The sequence below is a fragment of the Rhodospirillum rubrum ATCC 11170 genome (assembly GCF_000013085.1).
Lineage (GTDB): Bacteria > Pseudomonadota > Alphaproteobacteria > Rhodospirillales > Rhodospirillaceae > Rhodospirillum > Rhodospirillum rubrum.
Genome location: NC_007643.1, coordinates 3,777,261 through 3,802,179, shown reverse-complemented (window position 1 = coordinate 3,802,179; position 24,919 = coordinate 3,777,261). Strand labels below are relative to the sequence as shown.

Annotated in this window: 24 protein-coding genes; 3 read left to right on the top strand and 21 right to left on the bottom strand. The window is 66.4% G+C overall.

What is annotated here, in order from left to right:
* Positions 1-106: 106 nt before the first annotated feature.
* The 3 genes from RRU_RS17035 to RRU_RS17025 are packed head-to-tail and all read right to left on the bottom strand — an operon-like array spanning position 107 to position 4,599.
* Positions 107-1,477 carry a glycoside hydrolase family 15 protein gene (locus RRU_RS17035; protein WP_011391050.1) on the bottom strand — a complete coding sequence of 457 codons (1,371 nt, stop codon included), beginning with the start codon at positions 1,475-1,477 and terminating at the stop codon, positions 107-109.
* 3 nt (positions 1,478-1,480) lie between these two features.
* Positions 1,481-2,755: a glucoamylase family protein gene (locus tag RRU_RS17030; RefSeq protein WP_011391049.1), complete on the bottom strand. Its 1,275-nt coding sequence runs from the start codon at positions 2,753-2,755 to the stop codon at positions 1,481-1,483.
* Complete coding sequence (locus RRU_RS17025) at positions 2,752-4,599, bottom strand: ABC transporter ATP-binding protein/permease (protein WP_014626558.1); 1,848 nt, start codon at positions 4,597-4,599, stop codon at positions 2,752-2,754. Before RRU_RS17025 ends, RRU_RS17030 begins: the two co-directional genes overlap by 4 nt.
* Positions 4,600-4,809: 210 nt before the next feature.
* On the opposite strand from RRU_RS17025, the gene RRU_RS17020 reads away from it, so the two are divergent.
* Positions 4,810-6,960, top strand: coding sequence for a glycoside hydrolase family 3 N-terminal domain-containing protein (locus RRU_RS17020; protein ID WP_011391047.1), 2,151 nt, complete (start codon positions 4,810-4,812; stop codon positions 6,958-6,960).
* 57 nt (positions 6,961-7,017) lie between these two features.
* Here RRU_RS17020 and RRU_RS17015 read toward each other — a convergent pair whose 3' ends face one another.
* The 6 genes from RRU_RS17015 to RRU_RS16990 all read right to left on the bottom strand — a co-directional run bounded on the left by RRU_RS17015 (position 7,018) and on the right by RRU_RS16990 (position 12,905).
* Positions 7,018-7,371 carry an AzlD domain-containing protein gene (locus RRU_RS17015; protein WP_011391046.1) on the bottom strand — a complete coding sequence of 118 codons (354 nt, stop codon included), beginning with the start codon at positions 7,369-7,371 and terminating at the stop codon, positions 7,018-7,020.
* Positions 7,364-8,053 carry an AzlC family ABC transporter permease gene (locus tag RRU_RS17010; protein WP_014626557.1) on the bottom strand — a complete coding sequence of 230 codons (690 nt, stop codon included), beginning with the start codon at positions 8,051-8,053 and terminating at the stop codon, positions 7,364-7,366. Before RRU_RS17010 ends, RRU_RS17015 begins: the two co-directional genes overlap by 8 nt.
* Positions 8,054-8,296: 243 nt before the next feature.
* A complete protein-coding gene (locus tag RRU_RS17005; protein ID WP_011391044.1) occupies positions 8,297-10,249 on the bottom strand; it encodes a PAS domain S-box protein in 1,953 nt (650 codons plus the stop codon).
* 8 nt (positions 10,250-10,257) lie between these two features.
* Positions 10,258-11,772 (bottom strand): circadian clock protein KaiC, encoded by a 1,515-nt coding sequence (gene kaiC / locus RRU_RS17000; RefSeq protein ID WP_011391043.1) that lies wholly within the window; start codon positions 11,770-11,772, stop codon positions 10,258-10,260.
* Complete coding sequence (locus tag RRU_RS16995) at positions 11,769-12,077, bottom strand: circadian clock KaiB family protein (RefSeq protein WP_011391042.1); 309 nt, start codon at positions 12,075-12,077, stop codon at positions 11,769-11,771. The genes kaiC and RRU_RS16995 overlap by 4 nt, the downstream gene beginning before the upstream one ends.
* Positions 12,078-12,905, bottom strand: coding sequence for a transcriptional regulator (locus tag RRU_RS16990; protein ID WP_011391041.1), 828 nt, complete (start codon positions 12,903-12,905; stop codon positions 12,078-12,080).
* Between the two features lie 175 nt (positions 12,906-13,080).
* Here RRU_RS16990 and RRU_RS16985 point away from each other — a divergent pair, with 175 nt between their 5' ends.
* On the top strand, positions 13,081-13,863 hold the full coding sequence (locus RRU_RS16985) for a hypothetical protein (protein ID WP_011391040.1): 783 nt from the start codon (positions 13,081-13,083) through the stop codon (positions 13,861-13,863).
* 147 nt (positions 13,864-14,010) lie between these two features.
* Here the strand turns inward: RRU_RS16985 and RRU_RS16980 are convergent, their stop codons facing one another.
* The 6 genes from RRU_RS16980 to RRU_RS16955 all read right to left on the bottom strand — a co-directional run bounded on the left by RRU_RS16980 (position 14,011) and on the right by RRU_RS16955 (position 19,625).
* On the bottom strand, positions 14,011-14,199 hold the full coding sequence (locus tag RRU_RS16980) for a PLD nuclease N-terminal domain-containing protein (protein ID WP_011391039.1): 189 nt from the start codon (positions 14,197-14,199) through the stop codon (positions 14,011-14,013).
* 134 nt (positions 14,200-14,333) lie between these two features.
* On the bottom strand, positions 14,334-15,203 hold the full coding sequence (locus RRU_RS16975; RefSeq protein WP_011391038.1) for a metallophosphoesterase family protein: 870 nt from the start codon (positions 15,201-15,203) through the stop codon (positions 14,334-14,336).
* A 4-nt stretch (positions 15,204-15,207) separates the two neighbouring features.
* Positions 15,208-16,275, bottom strand: coding sequence for a diacylglycerol/lipid kinase family protein (locus RRU_RS16970; RefSeq protein WP_011391037.1), 1,068 nt, complete (start codon positions 16,273-16,275; stop codon positions 15,208-15,210).
* A gap of 61 nt (positions 16,276-16,336) precedes the next feature.
* Positions 16,337-18,151 carry a sensor histidine kinase gene (locus RRU_RS16965; RefSeq protein WP_014626556.1) on the bottom strand — a complete coding sequence of 605 codons (1,815 nt, stop codon included), beginning with the start codon at positions 18,149-18,151 and terminating at the stop codon, positions 16,337-16,339.
* A gap of 269 nt (positions 18,152-18,420) precedes the next feature.
* Complete coding sequence (locus RRU_RS16960) at positions 18,421-19,257, bottom strand: sigma-70 family RNA polymerase sigma factor (protein WP_011391035.1); 837 nt, start codon at positions 19,255-19,257, stop codon at positions 18,421-18,423.
* Between the two features lie 14 nt (positions 19,258-19,271).
* Positions 19,272-19,625 (bottom strand): NepR family anti-sigma factor, encoded by a 354-nt coding sequence (locus tag RRU_RS16955; RefSeq protein WP_014626555.1) that lies wholly within the window; start codon positions 19,623-19,625, stop codon positions 19,272-19,274.
* A gap of 547 nt (positions 19,626-20,172) precedes the next feature.
* Here RRU_RS16955 and RRU_RS16950 point away from each other — a divergent pair.
* On the top strand, positions 20,173-20,970 hold the full coding sequence (locus RRU_RS16950; RefSeq protein WP_011391033.1) for a response regulator: 798 nt from the start codon (positions 20,173-20,175) through the stop codon (positions 20,968-20,970).
* Between the two features lie 119 nt (positions 20,971-21,089).
* On the opposite strand, the gene RRU_RS16945 is transcribed toward RRU_RS16950, so the two are convergent.
* From RRU_RS16945 to RRU_RS16920, 6 genes are all read right to left on the bottom strand, one after another.
* The gene (locus tag RRU_RS16945; protein ID WP_011391032.1) at positions 21,090-21,425 is read right to left on the bottom strand and encodes a tRNA-binding protein; all 336 of its coding nucleotides are present in this window, start codon (positions 21,423-21,425) and stop codon (positions 21,090-21,092) included.
* Positions 21,426-21,606: 181 nt separating this feature from the next.
* Positions 21,607-22,083, bottom strand: coding sequence for a phasin family protein (locus RRU_RS16940; protein WP_011391031.1), 477 nt, complete (start codon positions 22,081-22,083; stop codon positions 21,607-21,609).
* Positions 22,084-22,207: 124 nt separating this feature from the next.
* The gene (locus tag RRU_RS16935; RefSeq protein ID WP_011391030.1) at positions 22,208-22,852 is read right to left on the bottom strand and encodes a TetR family transcriptional regulator; all 645 of its coding nucleotides are present in this window, start codon (positions 22,850-22,852) and stop codon (positions 22,208-22,210) included.
* Between the two features lie 86 nt (positions 22,853-22,938).
* Complete coding sequence (proC, locus tag RRU_RS16930; protein WP_011391029.1) at positions 22,939-23,763, bottom strand: pyrroline-5-carboxylate reductase; 825 nt, start codon at positions 23,761-23,763, stop codon at positions 22,939-22,941.
* Between the two features lies 1 nt (position 23,764).
* On the bottom strand, positions 23,765-24,265 hold the full coding sequence (locus RRU_RS16925; RefSeq protein ID WP_011391028.1) for a YbjN domain-containing protein: 501 nt from the start codon (positions 24,263-24,265) through the stop codon (positions 23,765-23,767).
* A 258-nt stretch (positions 24,266-24,523) separates the two neighbouring features.
* Entirely contained in the window at positions 24,524-24,892 is a 369-nt protein-coding gene (locus RRU_RS16920; RefSeq protein WP_011391027.1) for an accessory factor UbiK family protein, read from the bottom strand.
* Between the last annotated feature and the right edge of the window lie 27 nt (positions 24,893-24,919).

Below are 24,919 nucleotides of genomic sequence, written 5' to 3'. Positions count from 1 at the left end.
CCGGTTTTCCTCCGTCGCCGGCGGCGAACGGAGGCTTACCAAAGATGTGGGAGAGGCGAAGGCCTCCGTCACCCCTTGAACGGAGGAAACGAAAAAGTTTATCGCGCTATTGGAGAATGCCGCCCAGATGGTCTTGTGCCCGCCGTCGGGCGCTGGCGGCGGTGATCAGCCCGGCGTGGCTCCAGGCCAGGGTGCGGGCCGAGGATTGGGCGCCGGTGGTCTTGTCGAATTGTTCGGCCATGTCGCCATCGGCGGGCGCATAGGCGCGGGTTGTGGCCAGAATGGCGTCGCCGGCGGCCAGACTGGCCGGGTCGTTGCGCAGTCGGGCGCGGTGGTAATGGTATTCGGCCGCGCCGAAGGTCGAGAAATAGAAGGCCCCGCCGCTGAAATAGGCATCGGTGCGATAGCGCCCGAAAGCCGGCCCGCGCCCGGGGGGCAGGGCGTGGTTGATCGGATAATCGGCGCGAAACAGCGCTTCGAGGGCGGCGAAGGTCGCTTCGATCCGCGGATCGAGCAGGCCATGGCGATCGCCCTCGCGCGCCGCGTGGACAACCCCCAAGATCACCGCGATATCCAGGAGCTTTCCCGGATCGCCCCCGCCCTCGATCCCCTGGCGCGAGACCAGAATGTCGCCGGTCCAATGGCTTTCAAGTTGATCGAGGATGGTGCGGGCGGTCTGGCGCAGCCGGTCGGCCTGGGTTTTGGCTTCGGTTGGCGAGGCGTCGGTCGCCCCGCCAGCGAGCCAATCGGCGCCACGCTCCAGGGCTTCGGCCTGAAGCAGGCGGGTATAGTAATGGGTGCCGCATTCCTCCTCCCAAGGGTCGAACGACGGCTCGGCCCACAGCGCCTCGACCACGGCGAGATCGGCGGCGATCAAGGCCTGGAGCAAGGGACGGTCGGCCTCGTCGACCGTCCCTTGGGCATCCCAGCGCAGATGGGTGAGCGCGCGCAGCGCCGGGCCATCGGTCTGCGGCCGGGCCCAGGTGGTGATATCGAAGGTGCCATCGGCATTGACCCGGGTTTCCGCGGCGACGCGCAAGCCGCAGATCCCGGCGATGCTGGCGGGATCGCGCAGGTATTGCACCCCCTCGGGGCGGGTCGCCGTCCGGTAGGCGCCATCGGCCAGCGCCGCGCCTTGCAGCCTGGCGACGGTTTGGGCGAAGGTCAGGCTGTCGTGGAGCAGGGCCTTGGCGCGTGCCGCGCTCAGGATCCCGTCGAGGGCGAGCACGCGGATGGCGTCGAGGATCACCGCCGCGTCGCGGAACCAGTGGAAGAAATAATCGGGCTCCGGGTCCCAGGCGGCATCGACCGGCGAGGCCAGGATCGAGCCGGGCAGCGGCACGATCCTTTGACCAAACAGCGGCCGCTCCTTGACCAGATCGACGCGCGACACCGCGCTCAGCATCCATTCGGCTGAGCGCGGGATTTGCGTGGTCAGCCAGTCTTCAAGGCCGGTGGCCGAAGGCGCCTCGCTCATCGCTCAGGTCCGGGCGGCGGGGGAGGGCGGCAGGCGGAAATCCAGCGCCTGAAGCCCGGCGCGGACCTCGGGAATGGCCATGAACAACCGCCAGAGCAGGCCGCTGCGGAAGTTCTCGATCATCGCCACCACCGGCCCCTGGTCGATGGCCAGGAAGGTCTCGGCCGTCCAGTCGCGCGACGGGCAGAAGGCGTCGACGAAGCCGAAGCGCCCCCACAACTGGTCGCGCAAGGGCCCCGAGAAATGACGCAGCGCCGCCATCGCCTCGTTGGGGGCATAGGGGAAGGCCGACAGGGCGGCGGTCGGGCTGATCACGCCGGTATCGTTGGTCGGCGCATGGGCGGCGTAGCCGTCGGGATCATCGCTGGCCGTCAGCCCCCAGCAGGCGGCGCCATAGCCCTTGTGGCCCAAGGGATTGCGTTGGCAATAGCGGTAGTTGATCAGGGTATGGCGGCGGTTTTGCTCCCAATAATCGGCGTAGCGGTCCGCGAGCCCCCGGGGATCGAGGCCGCAGAAGGAATACTGGGTGAAGAACAGCGGCCCGCCGCCCTCGGGGCCAAGCGGCAATTCGATGCCCTCGAAGACCCGGCCATTGCGGAAGTCGCGGCCCGCCGCGAAGCCCTGGTGATAGACAGCCGGTTTGATCGGATGGGTCGGGCTGCCCGCCGCCAGCACATAGGCGATCAGGCATTCATTCCAGCCCCGGATCTCGTGGTTGAGCGCCCAGCCAGACGTCGGGCTCCAGTGCCAATACAGCACCTCGCGGCCCTGGGTATAGAAATCCCATTCGGCCGCGGCATAGAGCGCGGTGATCGCCTCGGCCAAGGCGCGTTCCTTGGCATCCTCGCCGTTGAAATAGGCGCGCGCGCAGAGAAAGCCCTGAAGGGCCAGCGCCGTTTCCACCACATCGCCGCCGTTGTCTTGCGGGCTGAAGGGAATGGTGTCGCCGGTGCGACCGTCAAGGAAATGGGGAAGCATGCCGTGGTGGCAGGCCGCCCGCCCCAGGGTTTCGACCATCGCGCTCAAGCGTTCGACGGCGGCGCCCCGGGCGATCCAGCCGCGTTCGACGGCGACGACGAAGGCCATCGCCCCGAAACCCGATCCGCCGGCGCAGACCAGATCATTGGCCGGGTCGCGGTCGATAAAGCTGCGATCGCGGGCCAGACCGCTGACCGGATGACCGCCCTCGTCGAAAAAGCGCAGGCTCTGGCGCTGGACGAGATCAAGCAGGGCGTCATCCTCGGCCGACAGGGTGACCGGAGGGGGCGATAGGGTCATAGCGAGCTCTCCTTGGGAACAGCACGAACGGAAAGGCCTTCCTCGTCGTCTCCGGCCGTCGGCGCGTCGCGATCGGCATCGCCGGTGGCGTGGTCGTCGGGAAGGAAACGGGGGCCGGCGGGATCAAGCGACAGCCGCAGGACCTGATCGAAGAAATGATCGCGGACCTCGGGGCGGCCGATGGTGATAACGATGGTCTTGCGCAGCTTTTCGCGGAAAATCGCCATCGCCCGGCCAAGCGAGGCGTCGTCGAGCACGTCGAAGGCCTCGTCCATGATCACCACCTTGGGCTTGCGCAGGGCGACCCGGGCGAAGGCGAGGCAGCGGCGCTCATCGTCGGTCAGTTCCTTGTCCCAGCGCGCCGAGCGGTTGAGGCGGGCGGCGAGATGGGCCAAGCCCATGCTGCCCAGCGCTTCGACCAGGGCCCAATCGTCGAAATCATCGGCGGCCTGGGGATAGGAGATCGCCGCGCGCAGGGTGCCGGGCGGGATGTAGGGGTGGCGGGGCAGGAACATCACGCCATCGCCCTCGCGGTCTTGCAAGTCGTCGTCCGGCGGCAGGCCGATGCGGCCCTTGCCCCAGGGCCACAGCCCGGCGATGGCCCGGAAGAACACGGTTTTGCCGGTGCCCGAATCGCCGATGATCAACAGGTGTTGGCCGGGCTCGATCACCACCTCGGGCTGGCTGAGCGAGATCGCTCCGGCTGGCGAGGCGACTTCCAGACCCGAGAGGATGACCTGCCTGTCGGTGGACGGCGCGAAATCGATGCGACCCCTCCCCTCGCCCAGGCGATCCATCGCCTGAAGCCCCTCGCGGAAGCTCGATACCCGCAAAAGGGTCGCCCGCCAGTCGGCGATGGCGCTGACGTTGTCGATGAACCAGCGTAGGGCCTGCTGGACCTGGATGAAGGCGCCGACCGCCATCATCAATTCGCCGAAGCTGAGATTGCCGTGGAAATAGCCCGGCGCGGCGACCAGGATCGGCGCCACCAGGGTGAACCAGCCATAGCCGGCGGTGATCCAGGTCAGGCCGGTCACCGCGCCGACGATGCGGCGCATGATGCCCAGAACGCGGTCGAGATCGCTCGACAGACGGTCGCGTTCATCGGCCTCGCCGCCGTGGAGGGCGATGCCCTCCATATGTTCGCTGACCCGGACCAAATTGAAGCGCAGATCGGCTTCGCGGGCATAGCGCAATGCATTTAGCCGGACCAGCGGGCTGCCGACCTTCCAACTGAGCAGCGAGGCGATGCCAGCGTAAAGCAGGGCGCACCACACCATATAACCGGGAATGGCCAGGACCTGCCCGTCGATATGCAAGACGATGCCCCGCGACAGCCCCCACAGCACGCCGATGAAGGTGGCGAGCAGCAAGGAGGCCTGTAACAGGCCGATGCCAAGATCGGTGGTCAGTTCGGAAAGATGGCGGGCGTCCTCGTGGATGCGCTGGTCGGGGTTGACGCCGATTTCGCTGTTGAAGGCCAGACGGAAGGCCCGCCGTCCTTGCAGCCAGTCATCAAGCAGGTCGCGGACCAGCCCCTCGCGCAGCTTCACCTTGGTCGACTGGTTGAGCCAGGTCTGGCTGACATTGAGGGTGAGAAGAAGAAAGGCGATGCCGGCGAAAACCCAAAGCTGGTGGATGAAGCCATCCATATCCTTGCGCGCCAGCGAATCATAAAACGGCTGGTTCCAGGCGTTCAGCCACATCTGGCCAAAGGCGGTGAGAGCGATCACCGTGGCCAGACCACCGCCCAGAAAAATCAGGCGGTTGCGCGCCGGGCTTTTCCAGAAGGCCCGCGCCATGCTGCGCACTTGCGGCCAGAGGGCGTCGGTATCGGCTTTCACGGGTTCCGGGGAAGGACGCGGGGAGGGGTCGGGTATCGCCATGAAGGTGTGGAATCCTGAAGGCCGAGGTCCTGGAGCGCGGGAGCCTGGATGGTCGGGGGACCCAGGAGGAGCCGGTCGGGACGTGTCTTTGACGTGTCTTTATAGTGGGGACGCAAGCATTAGGGCGCTAAGATTACCCTGGGTTTGAACCGCCAAGCGAGATTTTCCATGAACCGCATCGATACGCTCCTTGCCGCCATGACGCTGGAAGAAAAAATCGGTCAGCTGACCATGGCGACAGCGGGTTATGCAATAACCGGGCCGGTCTTGGGCGGTGACGTGACCGACGGGATCAAGGCCGGCACCATCGGCAGTCTGCTCAATGTCTGGGGAGCCGAAGCCAGCCGGACCATTCAGGCCCTGGCCGTGGAGAACAGCCGGTTGAAGGTGCCGCTGTTCTTTGGCTTCGACGTGGTTCATGGCCACCGGACGGTGTTTCCCATCCCCTTGGCCGAGGCGGCGGCCTTCGATCCGGTTTTGTGGGAGGAGACGGCGCGGGCCAGCGCCGAGGAGGCGGCGGCCGATGGTCTGCATATGACCTTCGCGCCGATGATCGATATCGCCCGCGATCCGCGCTGGGGGCGCATCGCCGAGGGGCCGGGCGAGGATCCCTGGGTGGGAGCGCGCATGGCCGAGGCCAAGGTGCGCGGCTTCCAGGGCGCCGATCTGGCCGATACCACCCGCGTCTGCGCCACCGCCAAGCATTTCTGCGGCTATGGCGCGGCCATCGCCGGGCGCGATTACGCCTCGGCCGAAATCTCCCTTCAGACCCTGCACGAGGTTTATCTGCCGCCTTTCGCCGCCGCGGTGAAGGCGGGGGTGGGCGCGGTGATGCCGGCCTTCCACGATATCGGCGGCGTGCCGCTGACCGCCCATATCCCGCTGCTGCGCGACTGGCTGCGCGGCGAGGTGGGCTTTGAAGGGGTGCTGGTCAGCGACTACAACGCCATCGCCGAACTGATCAAGCACGGGGTGGCGGGAACCCTGGCCGAGGCGGCGGCCTTAGCGCTGAACGCCGGGGTTGATATCGACATGATGGCCACCGCCTATAGCCGGGGGCTGCCCGAAGCGCTCGAACGCGGTCTGACCGATATGGCCCATATCGACGCCTCGGTGCGCCGGGTGCTGGGTCTCAAGGAGCGGCTGGGGCTGTTTGACGACCCTTACGCCCGCTGTGCTCCGCGTGTCGATGCCGAGGGTGATCGGGCGCGGCGCCTTCTCGCCCGCAAGGCGGCCAGCCGCAGCGTGGTTTTATTGAGCAATCCGGCCAAGATCCTGCCGCTGCCCTCGCGCCTGCACCGGCTGGCCGTGGTCGGTCCCCTGGCCGACTCCCGGGCCGACATGCGCGGGCCGTGGTCGGCCGCCGGCCTGCCCGATGATCCGGTCAGCGTGGTTGAAGGGCTGCGCGATCTTCTGCCCGCCGATAGCATCGCCTTCGCCCCCGGCATCGATCTGATGGGCAAGGACCTGTCGGGCGAGGAGGCCGCCCTTGATCTGTGCCGGGCGGCCGAGGCGGTGGTGCTGTGTTTGGGCGAGGCGGCGACGATGAGCGGCGAGGCCAATTGCCGGGCCGATCCCGGCCTGCCGGGCCAGCAGCGCGCCTTTGCCGAAAAAGTTTTCGATCTGGGCGTGCCGGTGATCGTCGTGCTGTTCTCCGGCCGGCCGTTGATCCTGCCCTGGCTGATCGAGCGCGCCGATGCGGTGCTCGCCGCCTGGTTCCCCGGCTGCGAAGCCGGGCCGGCCATCGCCGAGGTGCTGCTCGGGCTGAGCGATCCCGGCGGGCGCCTGCCGGTCAGTTGGCCGCGCCATGTCGGGCAGGTGCCGCTGTTCTTCGGGGCGCGTTCGGGCGGGCGCCCGGAAAACCCCGAAGACCACTACACCAGCAAATACATGGACATGCCCAATACGCCGCAGTTCCCCTTCGGTCATGGGCTGTCCTATGGCGACTTCGCTTTGGAGGCTTTGACCGTTGGCCCCGACGAGGTGAGCGCCGACGGGGTCATCGAGGTGACGGTCAGTCTGATCAACAAGGGCGGGCGCCCGGGCTTGGGCTGCGTTTTCCTGTTCATCCATGATCCGGTCGCCTCGGTGGCCCGCCCGCTTCTTGAGCTCAAGGGCGTTCTTCGGGCCGAGGTCGAGGCCGGTGGACGCTGTGAGCTGCGCTGGAGCCTGCCGGTGGCCGATCTGGCCTTTCTTGGCGCCGATCTGACGCCAAGGATCGAAGCCGGGGTGATCGAGATCGCCGTCGGCCGCAGCGCCGACCCCGAGGGGCTGCTGCGCCGGTCCGTGCGTATCCTCACCCCCCGGCACCAGGGGTGAGAAGAGGGAGCAAGCCCCCGGAGCAATTGGCGTGAACCGCGTTTCACGCCAATTGCTCTAGCCGGGAAAGACCACGCCGGCGCCAACGAACAGCGCAAGGCCGATCAGCGTCGGCAGAACCGTGCCGCCCCGCCACAGCGACCACAGAAAGGCGACGCCGACGCAGAGCAGCGCCCAGCTCGCACCGGCGACCGGCGTGCCGGTGAACAGGCTTTGGCCCGATTTCAGCGCTGAGGTCGAGACGATGCCGCCAAGGATGCCAAACCCGGCGCGGTCGAAGAACAGGCGGATGCGGGCGCCGGCGATGGCGTTCTGGGCGACCACCGGCACAAGGCGCAGCAGCAGCGTTCCCAGGCCGCCGCCCGCCGCCACCGCCCACAGCTGCCACTCGGTGAACAGGGGATCAGCCATTGGCGGGGGTTCCTTTTCCGATCATCAGGCTCAAGGCGGAGATCCCCAGCGGTACGATCAGTAGCGACAGGCTGCCAAGCAGCGGCGCGGCCAAGGGAACCAGAACGGCGCCGGCCAGGGCGTTGGCGATCAGCGCCTTGTGCTTGCCCTGGCGGGCGATCAGCGTGGCGAAATAGATCGGGATCATGGCGCCAAGCGCTGCGCCGACAAGGGCGGGAACCGAGGCGGCGAGCTGATGACCAAGCAGGGCGCCGATCACCGCCGAAATCGAACAGGACACCCCGACCAGGGCGCAATAGAGGAGCGGCCGGGCCGGCGGGGCGCTCATCAGCCGAGGCAGGATGATGGCGAAGGAACTGGCCGAGACCAGCCCGACCGCGGCGGTGCCGCGCAGGAAGCCGGCCTGGGGCAGGCGGCCGAGGATCGAGGCCACCATCACCATGAAGCGCAGGTTGACGATGATGACGGCGACCATCGCCGCCACCCAGACGCCGCTGGTCGCGCCGTCGCTGGTCATGATCTGCATGGCCGCCGCCTGGGCCGGGGCGGCGACGGTCAGCAGGGTCATCACCGCCGTTTGCACGGCGCTGAGCCCGGCTTCGGCGCTCAATTGGCCAACGCCGAGGAACATGACGATAAAGGTCAGGATGACGACCAGGGCATCGGCGATGACAAGGCGCAAGGTGGCCCCCGCGCTCTCCGCTGCCGGAGCGTCGGAGGGGGGCATGGGCGGCGGAGCAAGGGTCATGATTGGGGGATGGATACCGGCGGGAGGGACGGTTCGGTCATTACCCGAACCCTGGGGGAAACCAAGTTTGCCCCTCCGGGATTTGCTTGTCCACTCCCGGCCTGGAAGGAGATCGGGTTTTGCCGATTTTTCAGGCAAACGGTTGCGCCCTGCGGATTTATCGCCCAGGGCGGTGGTTTATGGGCTCGGCGCCAGGGGCTGGAGGATATGGATGGTGGTTCCCGTTCCTTCGCGGGATTCGATCCAGATCCGGCCGCCCCGGCGATCGATGATGCGCTTGACGATGGCCAGGCCCAGGCCGGTGCCGTCGTATTTCTCCCGGCCATGCAGCCGCCAGAAAATATCAAAGACCTTTTCGCGCGCCGCCTCGGGAATGCCGATCCCGGCATCGCGGATGGTGATATGGCAAAGCGGAGATCCCTGATCCTTCCCTTTCGGCGGGCTTGGGCAGGTCTCGACCATGATGTCGATGTGCGGGGATTGATCGGGTTTGGCGAATTTGACGGCATTGCCGATCAGATTGACGAAGACCCGTTCCATTTCGGACGGAACGGCGAGAACGGTGGGCAAAGGGCGCTGGACGGTGATCCGCGCCTCGGAGTCGCGCAAGGTATCGGCGAGGCTTGCCAGGGCGCGATCAAGCGGGCCCTCAAGGGCGACGGCGTCAAGATCGGGGGAGGACGCCTCGATGCGGGCGTAATCAAGGATGCCCTCGATCATCTGGTGGATGCGCCGCGCCCCCTCCAGGGCGAAGTTCAAAAACTCACGCCCTTCGCCATCGAAGCTGTTGCCATAGCGCTTCGACAGCAGGTTGACATAGGACGCCACCATGCGCACCGGCTCCTTCAGATCATGGGAGGCGATGAAGGCAAAGCGCTCCAGCTCGGCGTTCGAGCGGCTTAATTCGTCGATCAGTTGCTGTTTGCGAGCGGCCGCCTCGCGCAGATCGGTGATATCGCGCAAAACCCAGACGCTTTCCCCATCGGCGTTATCCTCGCCCTCGACCGGGGCGCCTTTCAACTCGCCCCAGAAGCGTTCGCCAGTCCGTCGCTTGAACAGGTGCTCGGCGCTGTAAAGGCGGCCTTCGCGCACATCCTGGTACCCTTTCTCCCCGACCGCCTCATAGCTTTCCTCGGTGGCGAAGAAGGCTTTGGTCTCCAGCCCGGGCATGTCGTCGACCTGATAGCCCATCATGTCGGCCAGGGCTTGATTGGCCTGGACGACGCGGCGGCCACGGACCAGACAGAGGCCTTCGACCAGCTGGCGGAAGACCGAGGCCTGTTTGACCATGGCGCGGGTGAGCAGGTCTTCCAGCCGCATACGGCGCAGGGCGTCGAGAAAAAGCGTCGGGGCCGGACGCAGGGACTCGAGGTCATAGGCCGCCGCGCCAAAGCCGGGCGGGGTGGCGCGCATCAGACACAAGGCGCCGAAGCCCTCCTCGCCATCGGTCAGGGGCAGGATGCCGATCCAGCGGGCGGAGTCGTCTGTCCGCCCGTCGCCGCTGGCGGCCAGGGTGGTGCCGACAAGGGCCTGCACCCTGTTGTCGCGCAGGCAGGCTTCCACCTCCTCGCCCAGGGCCGGCGATAGGGCCCGATCATTGCCGCGCTCACCGGCCGGATAAAAGGCGATGATCTCGAAGGCTCCCGTCTCGGTCCGCGCCAGCAGAAAGGCCTGTTCGGCCCGGACATAGTCGCAAAACAATCCCAAGGCCTGGGCGCTCGCCGTCTGACGCTCCGAGGATCGGGCCCGGGCGAAGGTCGCCGAGATTTCAAGAAGAAGCTGTTCGAAGGCCAATCTGTCGCGCAGCGACGCCGCCATGCGCACCCGGTCGCTGACGTCGCGCAAGATGATGACGTGGCTGGCCTCGCCTTCCCAATGCACCGAGGAAACGCGCATTTCGGCGACCCGGCGGCGGTCGCGGCCATGGATGTCCAGTTCGGAGATCTGACCATGGATCGCCGGATGACCGAAGGGCAGGCCCAGCAGGTCGGCCGGGCGATGACCAAACAACTCGCCGGCCGCGTCATTGGCATAAAGGATGGTGCCGTCACCGCCGATGACCATGATGGCGTCGGTCGCGACTTCAACCAGGGTGCGGAAATCCTGATCGATGGAAGGAGACGTATCCATCGATGCCGTCACTTGGGAAATAGTCTGTCGAGGCGGTCGGCCTCGCTTTGGTGGGAGTATTGGGGATTGCCGGCCAGGATGCCGGTCACGGTGCGGAAGGGGCGGCCGATATGCATGCCGGTGGCATCGATGGCGAACTCGCGGATCTCCTTCTCGTGGCGCGAGCCCCGCATCTTCAAGACCATCACGCCCCGGCTGATCTCGCCAAAGGTCTCCACGTAGCGCAGCAAGATGATGCTGTCGGTGATCGAGGAGATATGGGCCTCGGTGACCGATGATCCGCCCATCAGGGTCGGCGTGTTCGAGGTGAAAAGGGCGGCGACCTCCTGATGCTTGATGAACGAGGTCAAGCCGATGACGAATTCGCGAAAGCCCCGTTCCGAACAGATCCGCGCGATCGCCGACAGGCTGTCGACGGCCACCCGATGGGGGTGGAAGGTGTCGATTTCCTCTTTGATCTTGATCAGATGGTCTTCGATGGAGGCCACTTCCGGATAGTCGCAGACGACGCGCAACTGGCCCGAGTCTTCGGCCGCCTGGAAGTCGATGCCCCAGCCGCTGGCGTTGCGGAACAACTGCGGCCGGCTTTCCTCGAAAGCGAAGAGCAGGCACCGCTCGCCCGCCTGCAGTCCGCCATTGAGGAAATGGGTGCTCATCAGGGTTTTGCCCGTGCCCGTCGCCCCCGAGACCAGAACCACCGAATCGCGGAAGAACCCGCCCCCGCACATGCCATCGAGATCGACCGATCCCGAGGGGATGCGCAGATCCGACGATCCCTGACGCAGTTCCATGGCCGAAAGCGGAATCACCTGGACCCCCGATCCGGGCAGGATGGCGAAGGGGAATTCGCCCTTCTGGTGATAGGCGCCCCGGTATTTCAAGATTTCGCAGGTGCGCCGCCGCCGCTCGCCCTCGCGCAGGTTCCTCAGGATCACCACGTTGTCGGCGACGAATTCCTCGATGCCGGTGCGGGTCAGGGGCCCTTCTTCCTCGGAGCGTTCGGCGGTCATCAGGGTGGTGACGCCCATGTCCTTGAGCGCGGCGGCGATGCGCAGCAATTCGTTGCGCAAGGTCGCCGGGTCGGCGAAGCGCATGAACACCGCCCCCAGGGAATCAAGCACGACCCGGGTGGCCGGAGTCTGGCGCACCGCATGTTCGATGCGCGCGAGCAGGCCGCCCAGATCATAGGAGCCGACCACGTCGCCATCTTCGAGCGGATAGGGCGAGGCGTCGACGAAGCTCCATTTCCCGGCGGCTTCCCAGGCCGGAATGTCCCAGCCGAACCCGGCCAGATTGCGCCGGATATCGGCGACCGATTCCTCGAAGGTTACAAAAACCGCGCCCTGATCGAAGGACTGAATGCCGGCGGCCAGGAACTGGGCGGAAAAGATGGTTTTGGCGCTGCCAGCCGTGCCGACGATCAACGTTGTTCGACCGGCCGGCAGTCCACCATGGGCGATCAGGTCGAACCCGGGAATTCCCGTGGGAAGCTTCTCGACTTCTGTCAGCAGGGGAAGGGTCATGGCGTTATGTCCGCGTTCTCGAGGCACGACGGCGGGAGGGGGAGATCAAGGATGCGGCACACCTGGTCCACATCGATCAGATCACCAACGACCCGTCGTCGCGGAGGGGGCAGGTCGCGCACAAGGGTCGGCGTGGCAAGGATCCGCTGCTCCTCGGCTTCGGCGGGACTGTCGATCACATCGACCACCTTGATGGCGCAATGGGGGCCGTAGGCGTGGCGGATGCGGTCGATCGCCCGCAGGGCGTTGCGCGAACGCAGGGTTTCGCCGCAGATATAAAGCGTGAGGTGAACGGTTGGACCCATTCAACGTCTCCCCCGGCCCAGCGTGCGCCCCGGCGCTCCAATCACCCGCAGTCTGTAATGCGTGACCAAATGTCCCATCAATTGCAAAGCGATCAACCGGCCTTCCTCGGCGGCGAGGGCCTGACGGCGCGGCGTCGGCCTTTCTTCGGCGCCGCGCAGCATGGTGACATACAGATCGATGACATCGCGCGGACTGGCCCGGGCGAAACCCAGGCTGTCGGCCAGGGCGCGCAGGCCAGCGTCGGTTCCCGCCCCCGGTCCGAAGATCCGTTCATCGATCGCTTGATCAATCAGGGTGTTAAGGCTGAGCACGGCGCTGGCGAACACCTCGGGCAGCCCCTCGCGCAAGGGGCGGCTGCCAAAGGTGCGGGCGGTGGTGGGGGTGGGGGTGCCGCCGACCATCTTGTCCAGGCGGTCGGCCTCCTCGGCGCGTAGGGTGCTGTCGAGCGCGAGCTGATGCTCGCTCGCCGCCCGCCGCCGCTCCAAAATGCGCTGGATCATCACCTCGGGTTCCAGCAGGTCGGCGGCGATCCAGTCGTCGGCCCCCGCCCGCATGGCCGCGAGACCCAGGGCATCGTCGGGGCTGTCGAGAACCACGAGAACGCCGGCGCGTTCGACGACATCGCTGACGGCGGCGGCCAGGGCGTTGACCGGGCAAAAGGCGCCGACGACAAGAATGACCAGCGCCGATTCGGCGGCGAGGTCATCGGCTAGCGAGGAAAGAACGCGGGTTTGCGGCAGAGTCCGGCGCACGCGCTCCACCGTTCCCTCGACGGCGCCACCATGAAATCCGACAACGGAGATCGGGGGAAGATGCCTGGTCTCCATGTCACCTTGTATCAACGGAGGTTCTCACCCTTAGGCTGGGTTTATCCTAGTCCATTCCATCATTCTGTCCAGGGATAAAGACCGCATCCCCCTTGTTTCAGCGGATCTGGATCCCCACCTCCATCCTTAATGATTCATCCTTTTTGGTTAATATCCTTTGGTGGAGTCGGCGCTCATGGACACGACGTCCCTCTCGTCCGCGACGCGGACGACGGTTGGTGAGATCCAGCGTCTTAGCCGGGCGCAGGGGGTCAATCAGGTCGAGCTGGCAAACGGGCAGCGCGATACGCGTCTGGCCGTGTTCGCCCAGATCTCGTCGTTCAGCCTGTCGGACCGCGCCAGTGATCTGGCCAGCACCAAGAACGACATCACCAGCGCGCTGTCGACGGTCGAGGCCGCTTCGGCCGGGCTTGACGCCATCGGCCAGACCCTGGATCAGGCCCGGGCCATCGCCGATCAGTATGAACGCAGCGACGATGCCACCGAGCGCGCCCGTCTCCAGCAAAATTTCGACGAGATTTCCCGCCAGATCGATTCTCTGGCCGCCGACAGCGGCATCGGCGGCGTCAATCTGATCGCCGGCCAGGGGAGCGGCGGGGCGAGCGATCTGACGGTGAGCTATCGGCAGGGGGGAAGTGGCTCGCTGAGCATTGGCGGTCAGGCGAGCGACAGCGCCGGGCTCTCGCTCGGCCTGTCGGTGGCCTCGGTCGATGCGGCGCGCGCCCAGATCCGCGACACCGCCGCCAGCTTCGGCACTTCGGCCTCGGCGCTCTCGACCCGGGCCGATTTTACCCAGACCCTGCGCGACACCCTGGAAACCGGCGCGGCCGGTTTGGTCGAAAGCGATCTGAACCGCGATGGGGCCGAGGCCTTGGCCCTTGATACCCGCACCCGGCTTGCCGCCAGCAGCTTGTCAATCGCCGCCGGCAGCGAACGGGCCGTCACCCAGTTGTTCTGAACCGCGGGAGCGAATCCACAGCGCCCTTGATCAGGGGCGCGGGTTTAGAGCAAATCCCGAGCAATCTGAACCAGAGTGCGACGACGATTTGCTTGACGATCAAGATCTTAGAGTGCCGAGCGTGAACCAGATTTCACGCTCGGCGCTCTAGCGGGCCGAGCGCGGGCCGGCGAACAGCCAAGCCAGGAAGCCCAGCACCGGCATCAGCAAAATGGCCACGACCCACACCACCTTGCCCCCGGTGGAGGTCGTCGGGCTGTTGATCACGTTGATCGCCGCCCAGATATCGCAAATCAGCAGAACGAAGCCAAAAAAGCCCCCGACCTCAATGCTCATCGTCGTCTATCCCCTTGATGTGACGGATCGGATCGACCGATCCCCTTTTTATAGTCCTCACAGGCGGGAAAAGTCTTTGCGCTTGTGGGTCTGACATGGGGCGCCCCGGGCCGAAGCCAAGGGGCGGCCTTTGCTTACGATTGCCCGGTCAGTGGCTGACTGGCCGCCCATACGCCATCGATCCGGGCGAAGTGGCGGGTGGCGACGGTGGCGAAGTCTTGCGCCCCCACCGTCCAGGCGCGGATGTGGACATCCAGGCCGTTCGCCGAGGTTTCAATCATATTATAGGCGTTGGGTTCACCGCGCAGGCGGGTGGAAATCGCGCTGGCCGCCTGAACGACGACGGCCGTCCACGGCGTTCCGTCGGGCTTGGGGCCGGGGAAGCTCAGGCAGGCGGCGCGGCTGACATGCATATGGCCGCTCAACATCAGATCAACCCGCGCCGCGCCAAGCGCGCGCAGGGCCCCGGCGGCGTTGAAGGTTGGCAGAGTCCCATCCGGGCTGGCGCCGCCGGTGGGACTGGGCGCGAAAGCCAAGGGGTGGTGGGTAACGACGACGCGCAGTTTTTCCGCCGGCTCGGCGGCAAGCAGGGTGGCGACCCGGCGGGCGCGTTTGGTCGAGATGCGGCCGTTCGCCCAATTCCAATGGGGGACCAGGGCGCGCGAGGTGGTGATCCCGGCCACTGTCATTTCCGGATCGCGGAGCACCGGGCTGAGGTCCTTGCCGATCATCTTGCGAAAGCGGCCGTGGGGGCCGAGGAAGCGCTGCACCGGGTTATGCCAGGGAACGTCGTGATTGCCCGGAACGACCAGGATGGGCAGTTTCAGGGAATCGAGGAAGGCCCGGGCATCGAGGAATTGCCGGCTGCGGGCGCGTTGGGTCAGGTCGCCGCTGACGACGACCAGATCGGGAGCCTGGGCGATCAGTTCCTGGCCAAGGGCGATCACCGCGTCGGGGTCGACCCGGCCGAAGTGAAGATCCGAGATGTGGGCGATGCGCCGCATGGCCTTAGGTCGCCGCCGCCACGACCGCCGGCGGCCGCGCCAAAGGGCCGGGACGGGGATCGGCCAGACGCCGCGCCGCCTCGCCATGGGCGAGCACCGTTAGGGCCGCCCGCTCCAGGGTGAAGGTCAAGGGCGTTGGCAGCAACTGCGGCTCGCCATCGACGGTGGTGTGGATCTGCGGACGCTTGGTATGGATGACCAGATGGCTGGTGGTGAAGTGATCAAGCTCGGGATCGTGCTGCCAGCGGCCGCCGACCAGACGCAGCAATTGGCGACCAAGCGACAGAAGGCCTTGGTGGCGACCGATGTAGACGGCCAGGGCCCCGCCATTCAGATGGTCGCGCGAGACCAGCAACCCCGGGCGATCGGCATAGCCGTTATTGGCGACCGCCAGCCCATGGGCGCGCACCTTGCGGGTTCCCTGGGGGGTTTCCAGGATCATCGGCTCGCGCGGGGCGCGGCGGAACAGCTTGAGGGCATGCCAGACCATCCGCAGCCAGTGCCAGGGCGACAGGCTGCCCCGGTTGCGTTCGCGGATGCGGGTGATCGAAGACTTGATGCCGAGCATGGTGAGGTTGAGAAAGGGCGCGCCATTGATCCGGGCGACATCGATTTCGCCCTGGACGCCATCAAGAAGCGCCGGCAAGGCGGCGTCCATATCGAGCGGGATCAGCAGGTCGCGGGCCAGCAGATTGAGGGTGCCCAGCGGCAGGATGCCAAGGGGGATCCGACTGCCGATCAGGCGGGTGGCGATGGCCAGGACGGTGCCGTCGCCACCGCCGACGAGAACGGCCGCCGGCCGGCCGGCTTGGGCGCTCAACATCGAGTCCAGGGTATCGACCAGCGCTCCGCCCTCGAGCAGGCGAAGATCGACACGTCCCCCGCGCCCGGCGACCAGGGCTTCAAGACGCTGGCCCAGGGCGTGGGCGAATTCATCGGGATCGTTATCGATCAGGCTGCCGGCCGAGCGGTTGAGCAGAACCAGGATCGCCGGCCGCGGCTCGGAGGCTGGGGGGAAATCCTGAACGCCGGCATCGTCGGCCGTCGCCAAAGGCTGGGTCTCTAGCACCATGTCGGCCTCTCTCTCTGGCAAGCGGGCGGCTTGCCGAATTCCATGACGGCGATGGGCGGAGTCACGAAGCGGCGGGCGGCGGCGCAGGTCGGGCGGCGGCGAAAGCAAGGCTGACCCTGGTGCCCCCTCCCTCGCGCAGGCCGATGGTCACCCGACCGCCGGCTTGGCGGGCGAGGCTGCGGATCAGCGTCGCCCCGATGCCGCGCCGACCCAGTCCGATGGTGGTCCAGGTGCCTTCGCCCTGCGCCGAATCAATCGGAGAAACCTCGGCCGCCAGCCCGATCCCGTCATCTTCCACCGACAAGCAATGGGTGGGTCGGCCGAGGGTTCCCGTCGCCTCCGTGGCATCGGCGGCGGCAAGGGTCTCTTCTGCATCCAGCGCGCCAAGGCGGACGCGGATGACACCGCTGCGACCATCGGGATAGGCGTGGCGCAGGGCGTTGGTCAAAGCCTCGGTCATCACCAGGGATAACGGCACGGCCTGATCGCTGGTGACCAGCACCGCGCCGTCGATCCGGATATCGAGATCGACGATGCCGTTGAGGCCGCCCATGCCGTCATAGATCAACTGCCCCAATTCCCGCAGGAAGCGGCCAAGGTCGACAAGGCTGGGATCCTCGGTCTCATAAAGGCTGCGGTGAACGGTGGCCAGCGCATTGATCCGCGTCTGGGCCTGCATCAGGGCCGAGCGGGCCGGACCGGGGGGAAGGGCGCGGTGCTGGAGCGACAGCAAGCTGGACACGATCTGAAGGTTGTTCTTCACCCGGTGGTGAATTTCCTTCAGCAGCACCTCGCGGTGGCTGAGCGTGTGTTCCAACTCGGCCTCGCGGGCCTTGATGGTGTCGGCCATGCGCGACAGCGTGCCGCCCAGTTCCTGAATCTCCTGGGGAGCGGCGGCGAGGTTCGGACGCTGGCCGAAGTCGCCCCGGGCAAAGGAACGGGTGGTCTTGCGCAGTTCGGCCAGCCAGTGCAGCACCAGCCGGTCGATGGCCACCCAGGTGACCAGAAGGGTGAACAACAGCATGACCAGCGGTCCGACCAGCCGGGTCACCACATCGCGCTGCGCCCAGTCGAAGGCCGAGGCTTCGGGGCGGGCGAATAGCAGATTGACCGAGCCGCGCGGAAGCGGCACCAGGGCATAGGATCGGGGCTGGCCATCACGGCCCGGCGCATCGAAAACGGCGGGTCGGTCGCTGGTGGCCTGAAGCCCGCTCAGCAGGGCGGCGTCGGGCAGCATGGCAAGCGATTCTGAGCCGGGCAGGGGCTTGCCCTCGGTGTCGACCAGGATGGCTTCGCCGCCATCGGCGCGAAAGCGTTTGCCGGGCATCGCCCCGCCTTCAAGCCGGGGAACCAAGCCCACGGCCCCGCGCGGCAGGCCGTCGGGTCCGGGAATGGGAATCGCCACCAGGATGGCCGGTTGATCGCGGATGACCGGCGAGATTTCGCTGGCGCGCGCCGGCCGGCCTTGACTCATCAGAGCCTTGAACCACGGGCGTTCGGCCACCGAAGCCGGCATGTCCACCCCCGGGCGGATGGCGGAGCATATGACCCCTCCGCCGGTATCGACGACGAAGATCGACTGATAGGCGGGAAAGCCCCTGCGAATGCGGTCGATGCTTTCGCGGCAGATCTCGGGGTCGGCGGTCAGGATCGGTAATAGGGCCAAGGCCTTGCCCACCTGCTCGGCGCCGGTGATCGCGGCACTTTCCTGGGCGGCGGCGGCGATCGCCTGCTGGCGCAGGTGTTCGCGGGCGCGTTCCCGGTCGGTGGTATAGGAATTATGGGCCATCAGCCCGGCGTAAAGGGCGCCGGGCAGCAAGGCCAGAATCAGCAGCGCCAGCACCTGACGGCGCAAGGGAACCCCGCGACCGATCAAACGGGCGAGGACCTGTCTTTTCCGGCCACGGGCGGGGAGATCGGGAGGGGATGGCCCCGAGGGCGTGGCGCCCGACGGTGCCGAGGGAGCGCGAGGAGGAGAGACCGAAGCGGACTCCGTGGCTTCCCCGGAAGCTCCATGCGCCGCGGGGAAGCTTTCCGCCGTTCTCGTCATCGCTCCCCCTTCCCCACACGCCCTATTCCACGACTCTGCCCCGGTTTGCCGGGCGGAACCGTCACCTCAAACCCATGCACCCGTCAAGCCCACCGTCATTTCAGGCCCAAGGACCGATCCAACTGATCTTCGAAGCCTCCCTTGGCCAATTTTGCGAAGTCGGAGCGGTCGCCCTTGAGGGCGTCCTCGTCGAGCATGGTGCGCAATTCGGCCCGGGCCCGCGAAACACGGCTTTTCATGGTGCCGACGGCGCAGCCGGCGATCTCGGCGGCTTGCTGATAATCAAAGCCGCAGGCTCCGACCAGAACCAGGGCTTCGCGCTGTTCTTCCGACAGCAAGGTGAAGCCGCGCTTGAAATCCTCCATGCGCAGGCCGCTTTCCTGGGTTTCCGGGGCGCCGGCGCGGATCATCGCGTCTTCATTGCCCTTTTCCATGCGACGCCACTTGCGACGATGCTCGGAATAAAAACAGTTGCGGACGATGGTGAAGATCCAGGCGCGGAAATTGGTTCCGGCGTGATAGCTGTCGCGGTTGGCCAGGGCGCGGGTGGCGGCTTCCTGGGCCAGATCATCGGCCAGGGCCCGGTCGTCGGTCAGTGAGCGGGCGAAGGCGCGCATATGGGGCAGGCTGTCGATGAGCAGCTTGTTGAAAACCGCCGGCGGCAGACTCTCGCGGTCCCGGCGGCGGGCCGGCGCCTCGCCCCCATCGCGGTTCTGGTTCTCGAACAACTGGTTTTCCGAGGTCTCGGCCTCCTCTCGCGCCTCTTCGGTGTCGGAGGGGGCCTGGGACGAGCCGTCGCAAGCCAGCGCCTCGTCTTCCAGGTCGGGGTCGGGCGCAATGGAGGTCGTGGCGCCGGGCGCCACAGGCGGGGCCGGGGACTGGGAAAAGCTGGCCGAGGCGAGCCCGTTGCGGGGCGCGGAGCGATGGGTCATGGAAAAGCCTTCCGTCAGCGGTCGCGTGCGGGGGGGGCGTCCTGGGGGGTGGCCTCCGCGGCATCCGAGGGCGGGTCCCCGGTTCCGGCGGAGGCGTCCTCGTCGGGACGGCCAACGGGGGGCATATCGAGCGATCCGGGCGAATCCATTTGCTCGAGCTGCTTCAAAAGGCTGTTGAAGCTGTCGGGCAGGGGTTCGTCGACCACGTCGTCATAAGCCCGACGCAGATAGGTTCCCAGCCACCGCTCTTCTCCGGGCGTCGGCCGGCGGACGGGCTCGGGAGTCGAAGCCGGGCGGCCGCGGTCGTCCCCCTGGTCGGCCCCCGCCAAATTCAAAGAGCCCCGATCACTGTTTGGTTCAAAGGACATATCAGCTTTCCACACGCTCATCAGCCTTGCTCGCCCGAAAGAGTAAATCCACCCCCGCCGCAGTCCGCCGCGACCCGCGTTCATCTTGAAGCCCACGACGAGCGTCCCAAGATCTTCTCCCGCCTGCCGCCAGGACGGGGAATGTTCCTTGAAAGAAAACGGATTTTTATAGGTCTCAAGGCCGCTTCGTCCTTCATAACGTGTTTCCCCTGAAGCGGTTGCATCGCGCCGCCAAAAAGCCGTTAAGCCTCTGTAGCCTTCCGGTTGGAGGGGGATCGTCCAAGCCCTTCTTTCTTTCTAGGGACAATCCTCGGTTATCGGGCCTCGGTTATCGGGCCTCGTTTATCGGACCTTGGTTATCGGGCCTCGACCATCAAGGTCCCGTGACCGGTCTTTCCCCGGGGGTTTCCCTCTAATCTTGCGTGAAGACGACAATATCGATCGTTGAGGGAACCAACCAGACACCCCAGGTGTTTGAGCAAGGCGAAATACCGCGTGTTCGGCCGCTTGGCCGGCGTCACTATACTTTTAGTCAGGGGGTGAGCCCATGCCCGCTACGGCCGTGTCGCAAGCCGTTGTCCACCAGCTTCCGTTTCTTCGCCGCTATGCCCGCGCGTTGTGTGGCGATCAGATCGCCGGGGATGAAGTCGTCAAGGCCGTCCTCGAGGTGATCGTCGCCGATCCGCGGGTGATCCCCGATGTGACCGATCTTCGCGTCCGTCTTTACCAGTTGTTTCATAAGGTGTGGATGTCGGCGGGATCCCTGTCGGCGCCGGCCGAGGATGCCGAGACCGATATTCAACGCCGGGTCAGCCAGCTTCCCGCGGAAGACCGCCAAGCGCTGTTGCTCGTCGCCATGGAAGGGTTCACCCTGGCCGAAGCGGCGATGGTTCTTGGCCGCGACGACAGCCAAACCGCCGCGTTGGTCGATCAGGCCCGTCTGGCCATGGCCCAGCAGGAAAGCACCCGGGTTCTGGTCATCGAGGACGAGCCGATCATCGGCCTCGATATCGCCAATATCGTCGAGAGCATGGGGCATCGGGTGGTCGGCATCGCCGCGACCCGCGCCGAGGCCGAGGCGATGGCCCTTGAAAAGAAGCCGGGGCTGGTTCTGGCCGATATCCAACTGGCCGATGGCAGTTCCGGCATCGATGCCGCCCGCTCGATTCTGGCCGGGGCGGATATTCCGATCGTTTTCATCACCGCCTATCCCGAGCGCCTGCTGACCGGCCAGCGCCCGGAACCGACCTATCTGGTGACCAAGCCTTTCGCCGTTGATACGGTGAAAGTGACCATCGCCCAGGCGCTGTTCTTCCGTCAGGCCCAGCCGGTCGCCGCCGAATAAATCGGCGATCGTGCGAGACGGCGCGATAGAACCATCGGCCCTGGAACGAAAAAAACCCGAAAGGGGGAGCCTCGCGCTCCCCTTTTTGGGTTTTCACGGGCGGGTTTCGGCGGGCTGCCCTAAAACAGCCGGCCGCCGTCGGAGACCAGATGGTCGGGGATGAGCAGAACCGGTTCGCCCGCCGGATCGGGGACGCCGAGGACTAGGCAATCGCTGACCGTCTTGCCGATCTGCTTGGCCGGGAAATTGACCACGGCGATGACCTGGCGACCGACCAATCCCTCGGGGGTGTAATGGGCGGTCAACTGGGCGGAACTGCGTTTCACGCCGATCTCGTCGCCGAAGTCGATGCGCAGGCGGATGGCGGGCTTGCGCGCCTCCGGGAAGGGCAGGGCTTCGATCACCGTCCCCACCCGGATATCGATCTTTTCGAAATCGGCATAAGAGATGGTCATCGCGAGCCTCTCGCTGTAAAGCGAACCGCGTCAAAGAAGAGGGGCGTTTAACGCGGTTCGCTTTGGGATTCGCTTCGGGCAAATGCCCTTTGGGCATAACAAACACAGCGGAGGAACGGCCTTATGGCCGAACCTCCCGGTTTATCGCTGAGAGTTCGAGGGAAAACGCCGAGACAGAGGCTTACTTCTGGGTGGTCGCGGCGCGCGGCGCCGGAGTCTTGACCGTGGCGTTCTGCTGCTTGACCACCAGATCCTTGGCCTCGTCGAGCACTTCGCTGACCCGCGAATTCAGCAGATTGAAAACCTCGGTGTTGGATTTGGCCAGCAATTCGACCAGTTCGCGCAGGTTGGCCACGCTTTTTTCGAAGCTTTCCTTGGCCACTTCGGTCTGCTTGGCGATCTTGTCCTGGGGCGTTTCGGCCTTGGCGATGTCCTGGGCGGCCTGGGCGGATTCCTCGACCGACTGGCGAAGGATCTCGGCCTGACGCTTGAAGATCGCCTGCACGCCTTCGAAGGCCAGCTTATTGGCGTTGGTCAGCGCGTCAAGGTTGCGCTTCTGGCTGGCGATAAGGCTTTCGACGTCAACCCCGGGGACTTTGAGGTCGGCGAAATAGCGCGTGAAGTCAAAGTCAAGGAAGGTCTCGGGTTGCTTGGCCATCTCGTATCTCTCCCTGCGAAAATGGCGGTGCGGAAAGGCTTTAACCCCAAGACCCTAGGAACTGGGCCCCCTTGAGTCAACGCGTTTTTTTGCACCGCAAAATCAACCCTTTGTACATGTGGGTTTAGATATTCGCCGCAGCGTCGCCCCCAGCGCCGCTGGTCGAGTCGACCCGTCCCGCCGCTGTCGCCTCGGCGCCGCCCCGGCGGAAAACCGTGGTGGCCAGCGCCTCGGCCTGATCAAGGGCCTTGTCGAGCGCGGCCATGGTGCGGGCCATGTCGGCGGTGTCATCGGCAAGCCAGACCCGCAGCGTATAGAGATAAACCGCCGAGAGGCCCTTCACCCGCAGCAGGCCGCGCAGGCCGGCGGCGCTGAGGCCGGCGGCTTCAAGGGTGAGGGCGGCCGAGCGGCCCAGGCCCAGGCCGGCGGTCAGCGCCAGGGCCGGATCGCCGCCGAACGAGGGCAACAGGGCGCGCAGGGTTTCCTTGTGCGGGGCCAGGGCGTCGAAACGGCGCATCAGCAATTCGAAAAGCCGATCGCGGGCGCTTTCCCCGGGATCGGTCGCCGTCCCTTCGGCCAGCATGGCGAAATCGACCGACCGCCCCCAGGCCTCCAGCAAGGCGGCCCGCGTTGGATAAAGCCGCAGCAGATCGGCCAGGGAAAGGCCGGCATCCGCGGCGATGCCGGCCAGGGTGCCCCGCGACCAGCCGCTGAGCGCGATCGCCCGCAATGCTCCGTCCAGGATGCTTTCGTCGTTGGCATTGACCATGAAATAGCCCCGCTCCTTGTGACGTCTTTCTCCCTTGGATATGGGCGGTGAAAGCCTTTTGCAAAAGAGGCGCGGGCGACGGGGCGTTAGGAAGCCAGTTCGCGCGAGCGTTCGGCGGCGGCGGCGATGGCGCGGGTGACCATGGGCTGAAGGGCGTCTTCGGCCATCAGCACCGCCAGGGCGGCGGCGGTCGTGCCCTTGTGGCTGGTGACGTTCTTGCGCAAGGTGGCGGCGTCTTCGGCGCTGCCGTCAAGCAGGGCGCCCGAGCCGGCGACCGTGCTGCGCGCCAGCCGCATCGCCAGATCGGCCGGCAGGCCGTTGGCCCGCCCGGCTTCGGCCAGGCATTCGACCAGCAAGAACACATAGGCCGGGCCGCCGCCCGACAGGGCCGTCACCGCGTCGATCAGCGATTCGTCATCGACCCATTCGACGGTGCCGACGGCGGCCATCAGGGTTTCGCACAGGGCGCGCGTCGGCGCCGGCACCCGGGCGTTGGCGCAGAGCACGCTGGCGCCCCGGCCGACGGCGGCCGGGGTGTTGGGCATCGCTCGGACCACGGCGGCATCGCCGCCCAGCAGGCCCGACAGGCCATCGATCGTCTTGCCCGCCGCCACCGACAAGAACACCGTTCCGGCCTGGGCCAGCGGGGCATAGGCCGGCAGAACCTCGGGGACGACCTGGGGCTTGATCGCCACCAGACAGACGTCGGGCGGCGGCAGGGCCACGGCCTGCTCGGCGGTCAGCCGGGTGACGCCGGCGGGCAGATCGGCCAGGGGATCGACGACATGGACCGCGCTCGGCTCAAGGCCACGGCCCAGCCAGCCGTTCAGCAGGGCGCCGCCCATCTTCCCGCAGCCCAGCAGCAACAACGAAACCCCCGCAAGCGGGGTATCGGTGGTCAGGCAACCCATCTCAAGCTTCTCCAGCGGTTTCCAAAAGGGCGGCCTCCACGGCCTCCCGCGCGCTTTTGCCGCCCCAGATGGCGAACTGGAAGGCGGGATAGAAGCGCTCGCATTCGGTCACGGCGATCTCGACCAGATCTTCCAGCCCGGCCCGGTTCAACTCCTGGCCCGACAGCAAGACGGTCTGGCGGAACATCGGGATCCCGGTCTCGCTCCACAGGGCGAAATGGCCAAGCCACAGCCGCTCGTTCAACTGGGCGAGCAGGTCAAGGATCTCGCCGCGGCGGTTCTTGGGAACGCGCATGTCGAAGGCGCAGGAAAAGTGCAAGGCGTCGAGATCTTCCGACCACGAGAAGAACAGCCCGTAGTCGCACCAATGCCCGGGAACCTCCACGGCCATCTCCCGGTCGCCACGGCGCTCGAAGGTCCATTCCTTGAAGACGGCGATGGACTCGATCAGGTCGATGGGATTGGGGGTCGCCTCTTCGGTCAAGGCGGTGATTGTCGTCATGCCCTCTTCTCCGTAACGGTGGGGGGCCTATCCGGGACCGCGAGCGGCGCCGGGGAACGAGCGGGCCGACGCCCGATCACGGGCTGTCGACGATGGGATCGATCCGCGTCGATCGGCCCGGGCGGCGAGGGGCCGGCGGGGTGCGGGCGCGGAAAGGGCCGTGCCGCCGGCGACCGGTCCGCAAGGGACCGTCGCCGGGCACGGGCGCGTGGCGGAGGCGGCCGGGGAGCCGGGCGATCGGCCCCGTCGCCGGTCGCTTTAGAGGTCGGACGGCTTGTCGGTGGCTTCGCCGTGCGGTCCCGCCCCCTTGGGGCCGGCGCGGCGGGCAGTCGGAGCGGGGGTGGCGGCCTGGGCCGTTTCGGCGATCGCCGTCTTGATCTGGTCGGTCAGGCGGCTTTCCAGGGTGGCGACCTGCTTTTCCAGGTCTTCCTGCCGCTGGCGGGCTTCGCGGGCCACCGCCGCCACCGCGTCGAATTCTTCGCGGGTGACCAGGTCCATCGACGAAATCAGCTTCTCAAGACGCTGGCGCACGATCACCTCGATTTCGCCGCGGAGGCCGCCCAGCGCGCCCAGCGCTCCGCCGGCGACGCGCGAAAAGTCGTCCATCAGGCGGTTTCCGGCTTTCATGCCAATTCTCCAGCATTCCATGGTTAC

Coding starts and splice junctions, on each gene's coding strand:
- RRU_RS16935 (WP_011391030.1), bottom strand. CDS start 22,852: ATGGTCAATGCCAACGACGAAAGCATCCTGGACGGAGCATTGCGGGCG.
- RRU_RS17035 (WP_011391050.1), bottom strand. CDS start 1,477: ATGAGCGAGGCGCCTTCGGCCACCGGCCTTGAAGACTGGCTGACCACG.
- RRU_RS16960 (WP_011391035.1), bottom strand. CDS start 19,257: ATGACCCATCGCTCCGCGCCCCGCAACGGGCTCGCCTCGGCCAGCTTT.
- RRU_RS16940 (WP_011391031.1), bottom strand. CDS start 22,083: ATGGCCAAGCAACCCGAGACCTTCCTTGACTTTGACTTCACGCGCTAT.
- RRU_RS16950 (WP_011391033.1), top strand. CDS start 20,173: ATGCCCGCTACGGCCGTGTCGCAAGCCGTTGTCCACCAGCTTCCGTTT.
- RRU_RS16925 (WP_011391028.1), bottom strand. CDS start 24,265: ATGACGACAATCACCGCCTTGACCGAAGAGGCGACCCCCAATCCCATC.
- RRU_RS16975 (WP_011391038.1), bottom strand. CDS start 15,203: ATGCGGCGCATCGCCCACATCTCGGATCTTCACTTCGGCCGGGTCGAC.
- RRU_RS17005 (WP_011391044.1), bottom strand. CDS start 10,249: ATGGATACGTCTCCTTCCATCGATCAGGATTTCCGCACCCTGGTTGAA.
- RRU_RS16945 (WP_011391032.1), bottom strand. CDS start 21,425: ATGACCATCTCTTATGCCGATTTCGAAAAGATCGATATCCGGGTGGGG.
- RRU_RS16970 (WP_011391037.1), bottom strand. CDS start 16,275: ATGGTGCTAGAGACCCAGCCTTTGGCGACGGCCGACGATGCCGGCGTT.
- RRU_RS16990 (WP_011391041.1), bottom strand. CDS start 12,905: ATGGAGACCAGGCATCTTCCCCCGATCTCCGTTGTCGGATTTCATGGT.
- proC (WP_011391029.1), bottom strand. CDS start 23,763: ATGGGTTGCCTGACCACCGATACCCCGCTTGCGGGGGTTTCGTTGTTG.
- RRU_RS17015 (WP_011391046.1), bottom strand. CDS start 7,371: ATGGCTGATCCCCTGTTCACCGAGTGGCAGCTGTGGGCGGTGGCGGCG.
- RRU_RS16980 (WP_011391039.1), bottom strand. CDS start 14,199: ATGAGCATTGAGGTCGGGGGCTTTTTTGGCTTCGTTCTGCTGATTTGC.
- kaiC (WP_011391043.1), bottom strand. CDS start 11,772: ATGACCCTTCCCCTGCTGACAGAAGTCGAGAAGCTTCCCACGGGAATT.
- RRU_RS16995 (WP_011391042.1), bottom strand. CDS start 12,077: ATGGGTCCAACCGTTCACCTCACGCTTTATATCTGCGGCGAAACCCTG.
- RRU_RS16985 (WP_011391040.1), top strand. CDS start 13,081: ATGGACACGACGTCCCTCTCGTCCGCGACGCGGACGACGGTTGGTGAG.
- RRU_RS17030 (WP_011391049.1), bottom strand. CDS start 2,755: ATGACCCTATCGCCCCCTCCGGTCACCCTGTCGGCCGAGGATGACGCC.
- RRU_RS16920 (WP_011391027.1), bottom strand. CDS start 24,892: ATGAAAGCCGGAAACCGCCTGATGGACGACTTTTCGCGCGTCGCCGGC.
- RRU_RS16955 (WP_014626555.1), bottom strand. CDS start 19,625: ATGTCCTTTGAACCAAACAGTGATCGGGGCTCTTTGAATTTGGCGGGG.
- RRU_RS17020 (WP_011391047.1), top strand. CDS start 4,810: ATGAACCGCATCGATACGCTCCTTGCCGCCATGACGCTGGAAGAAAAA.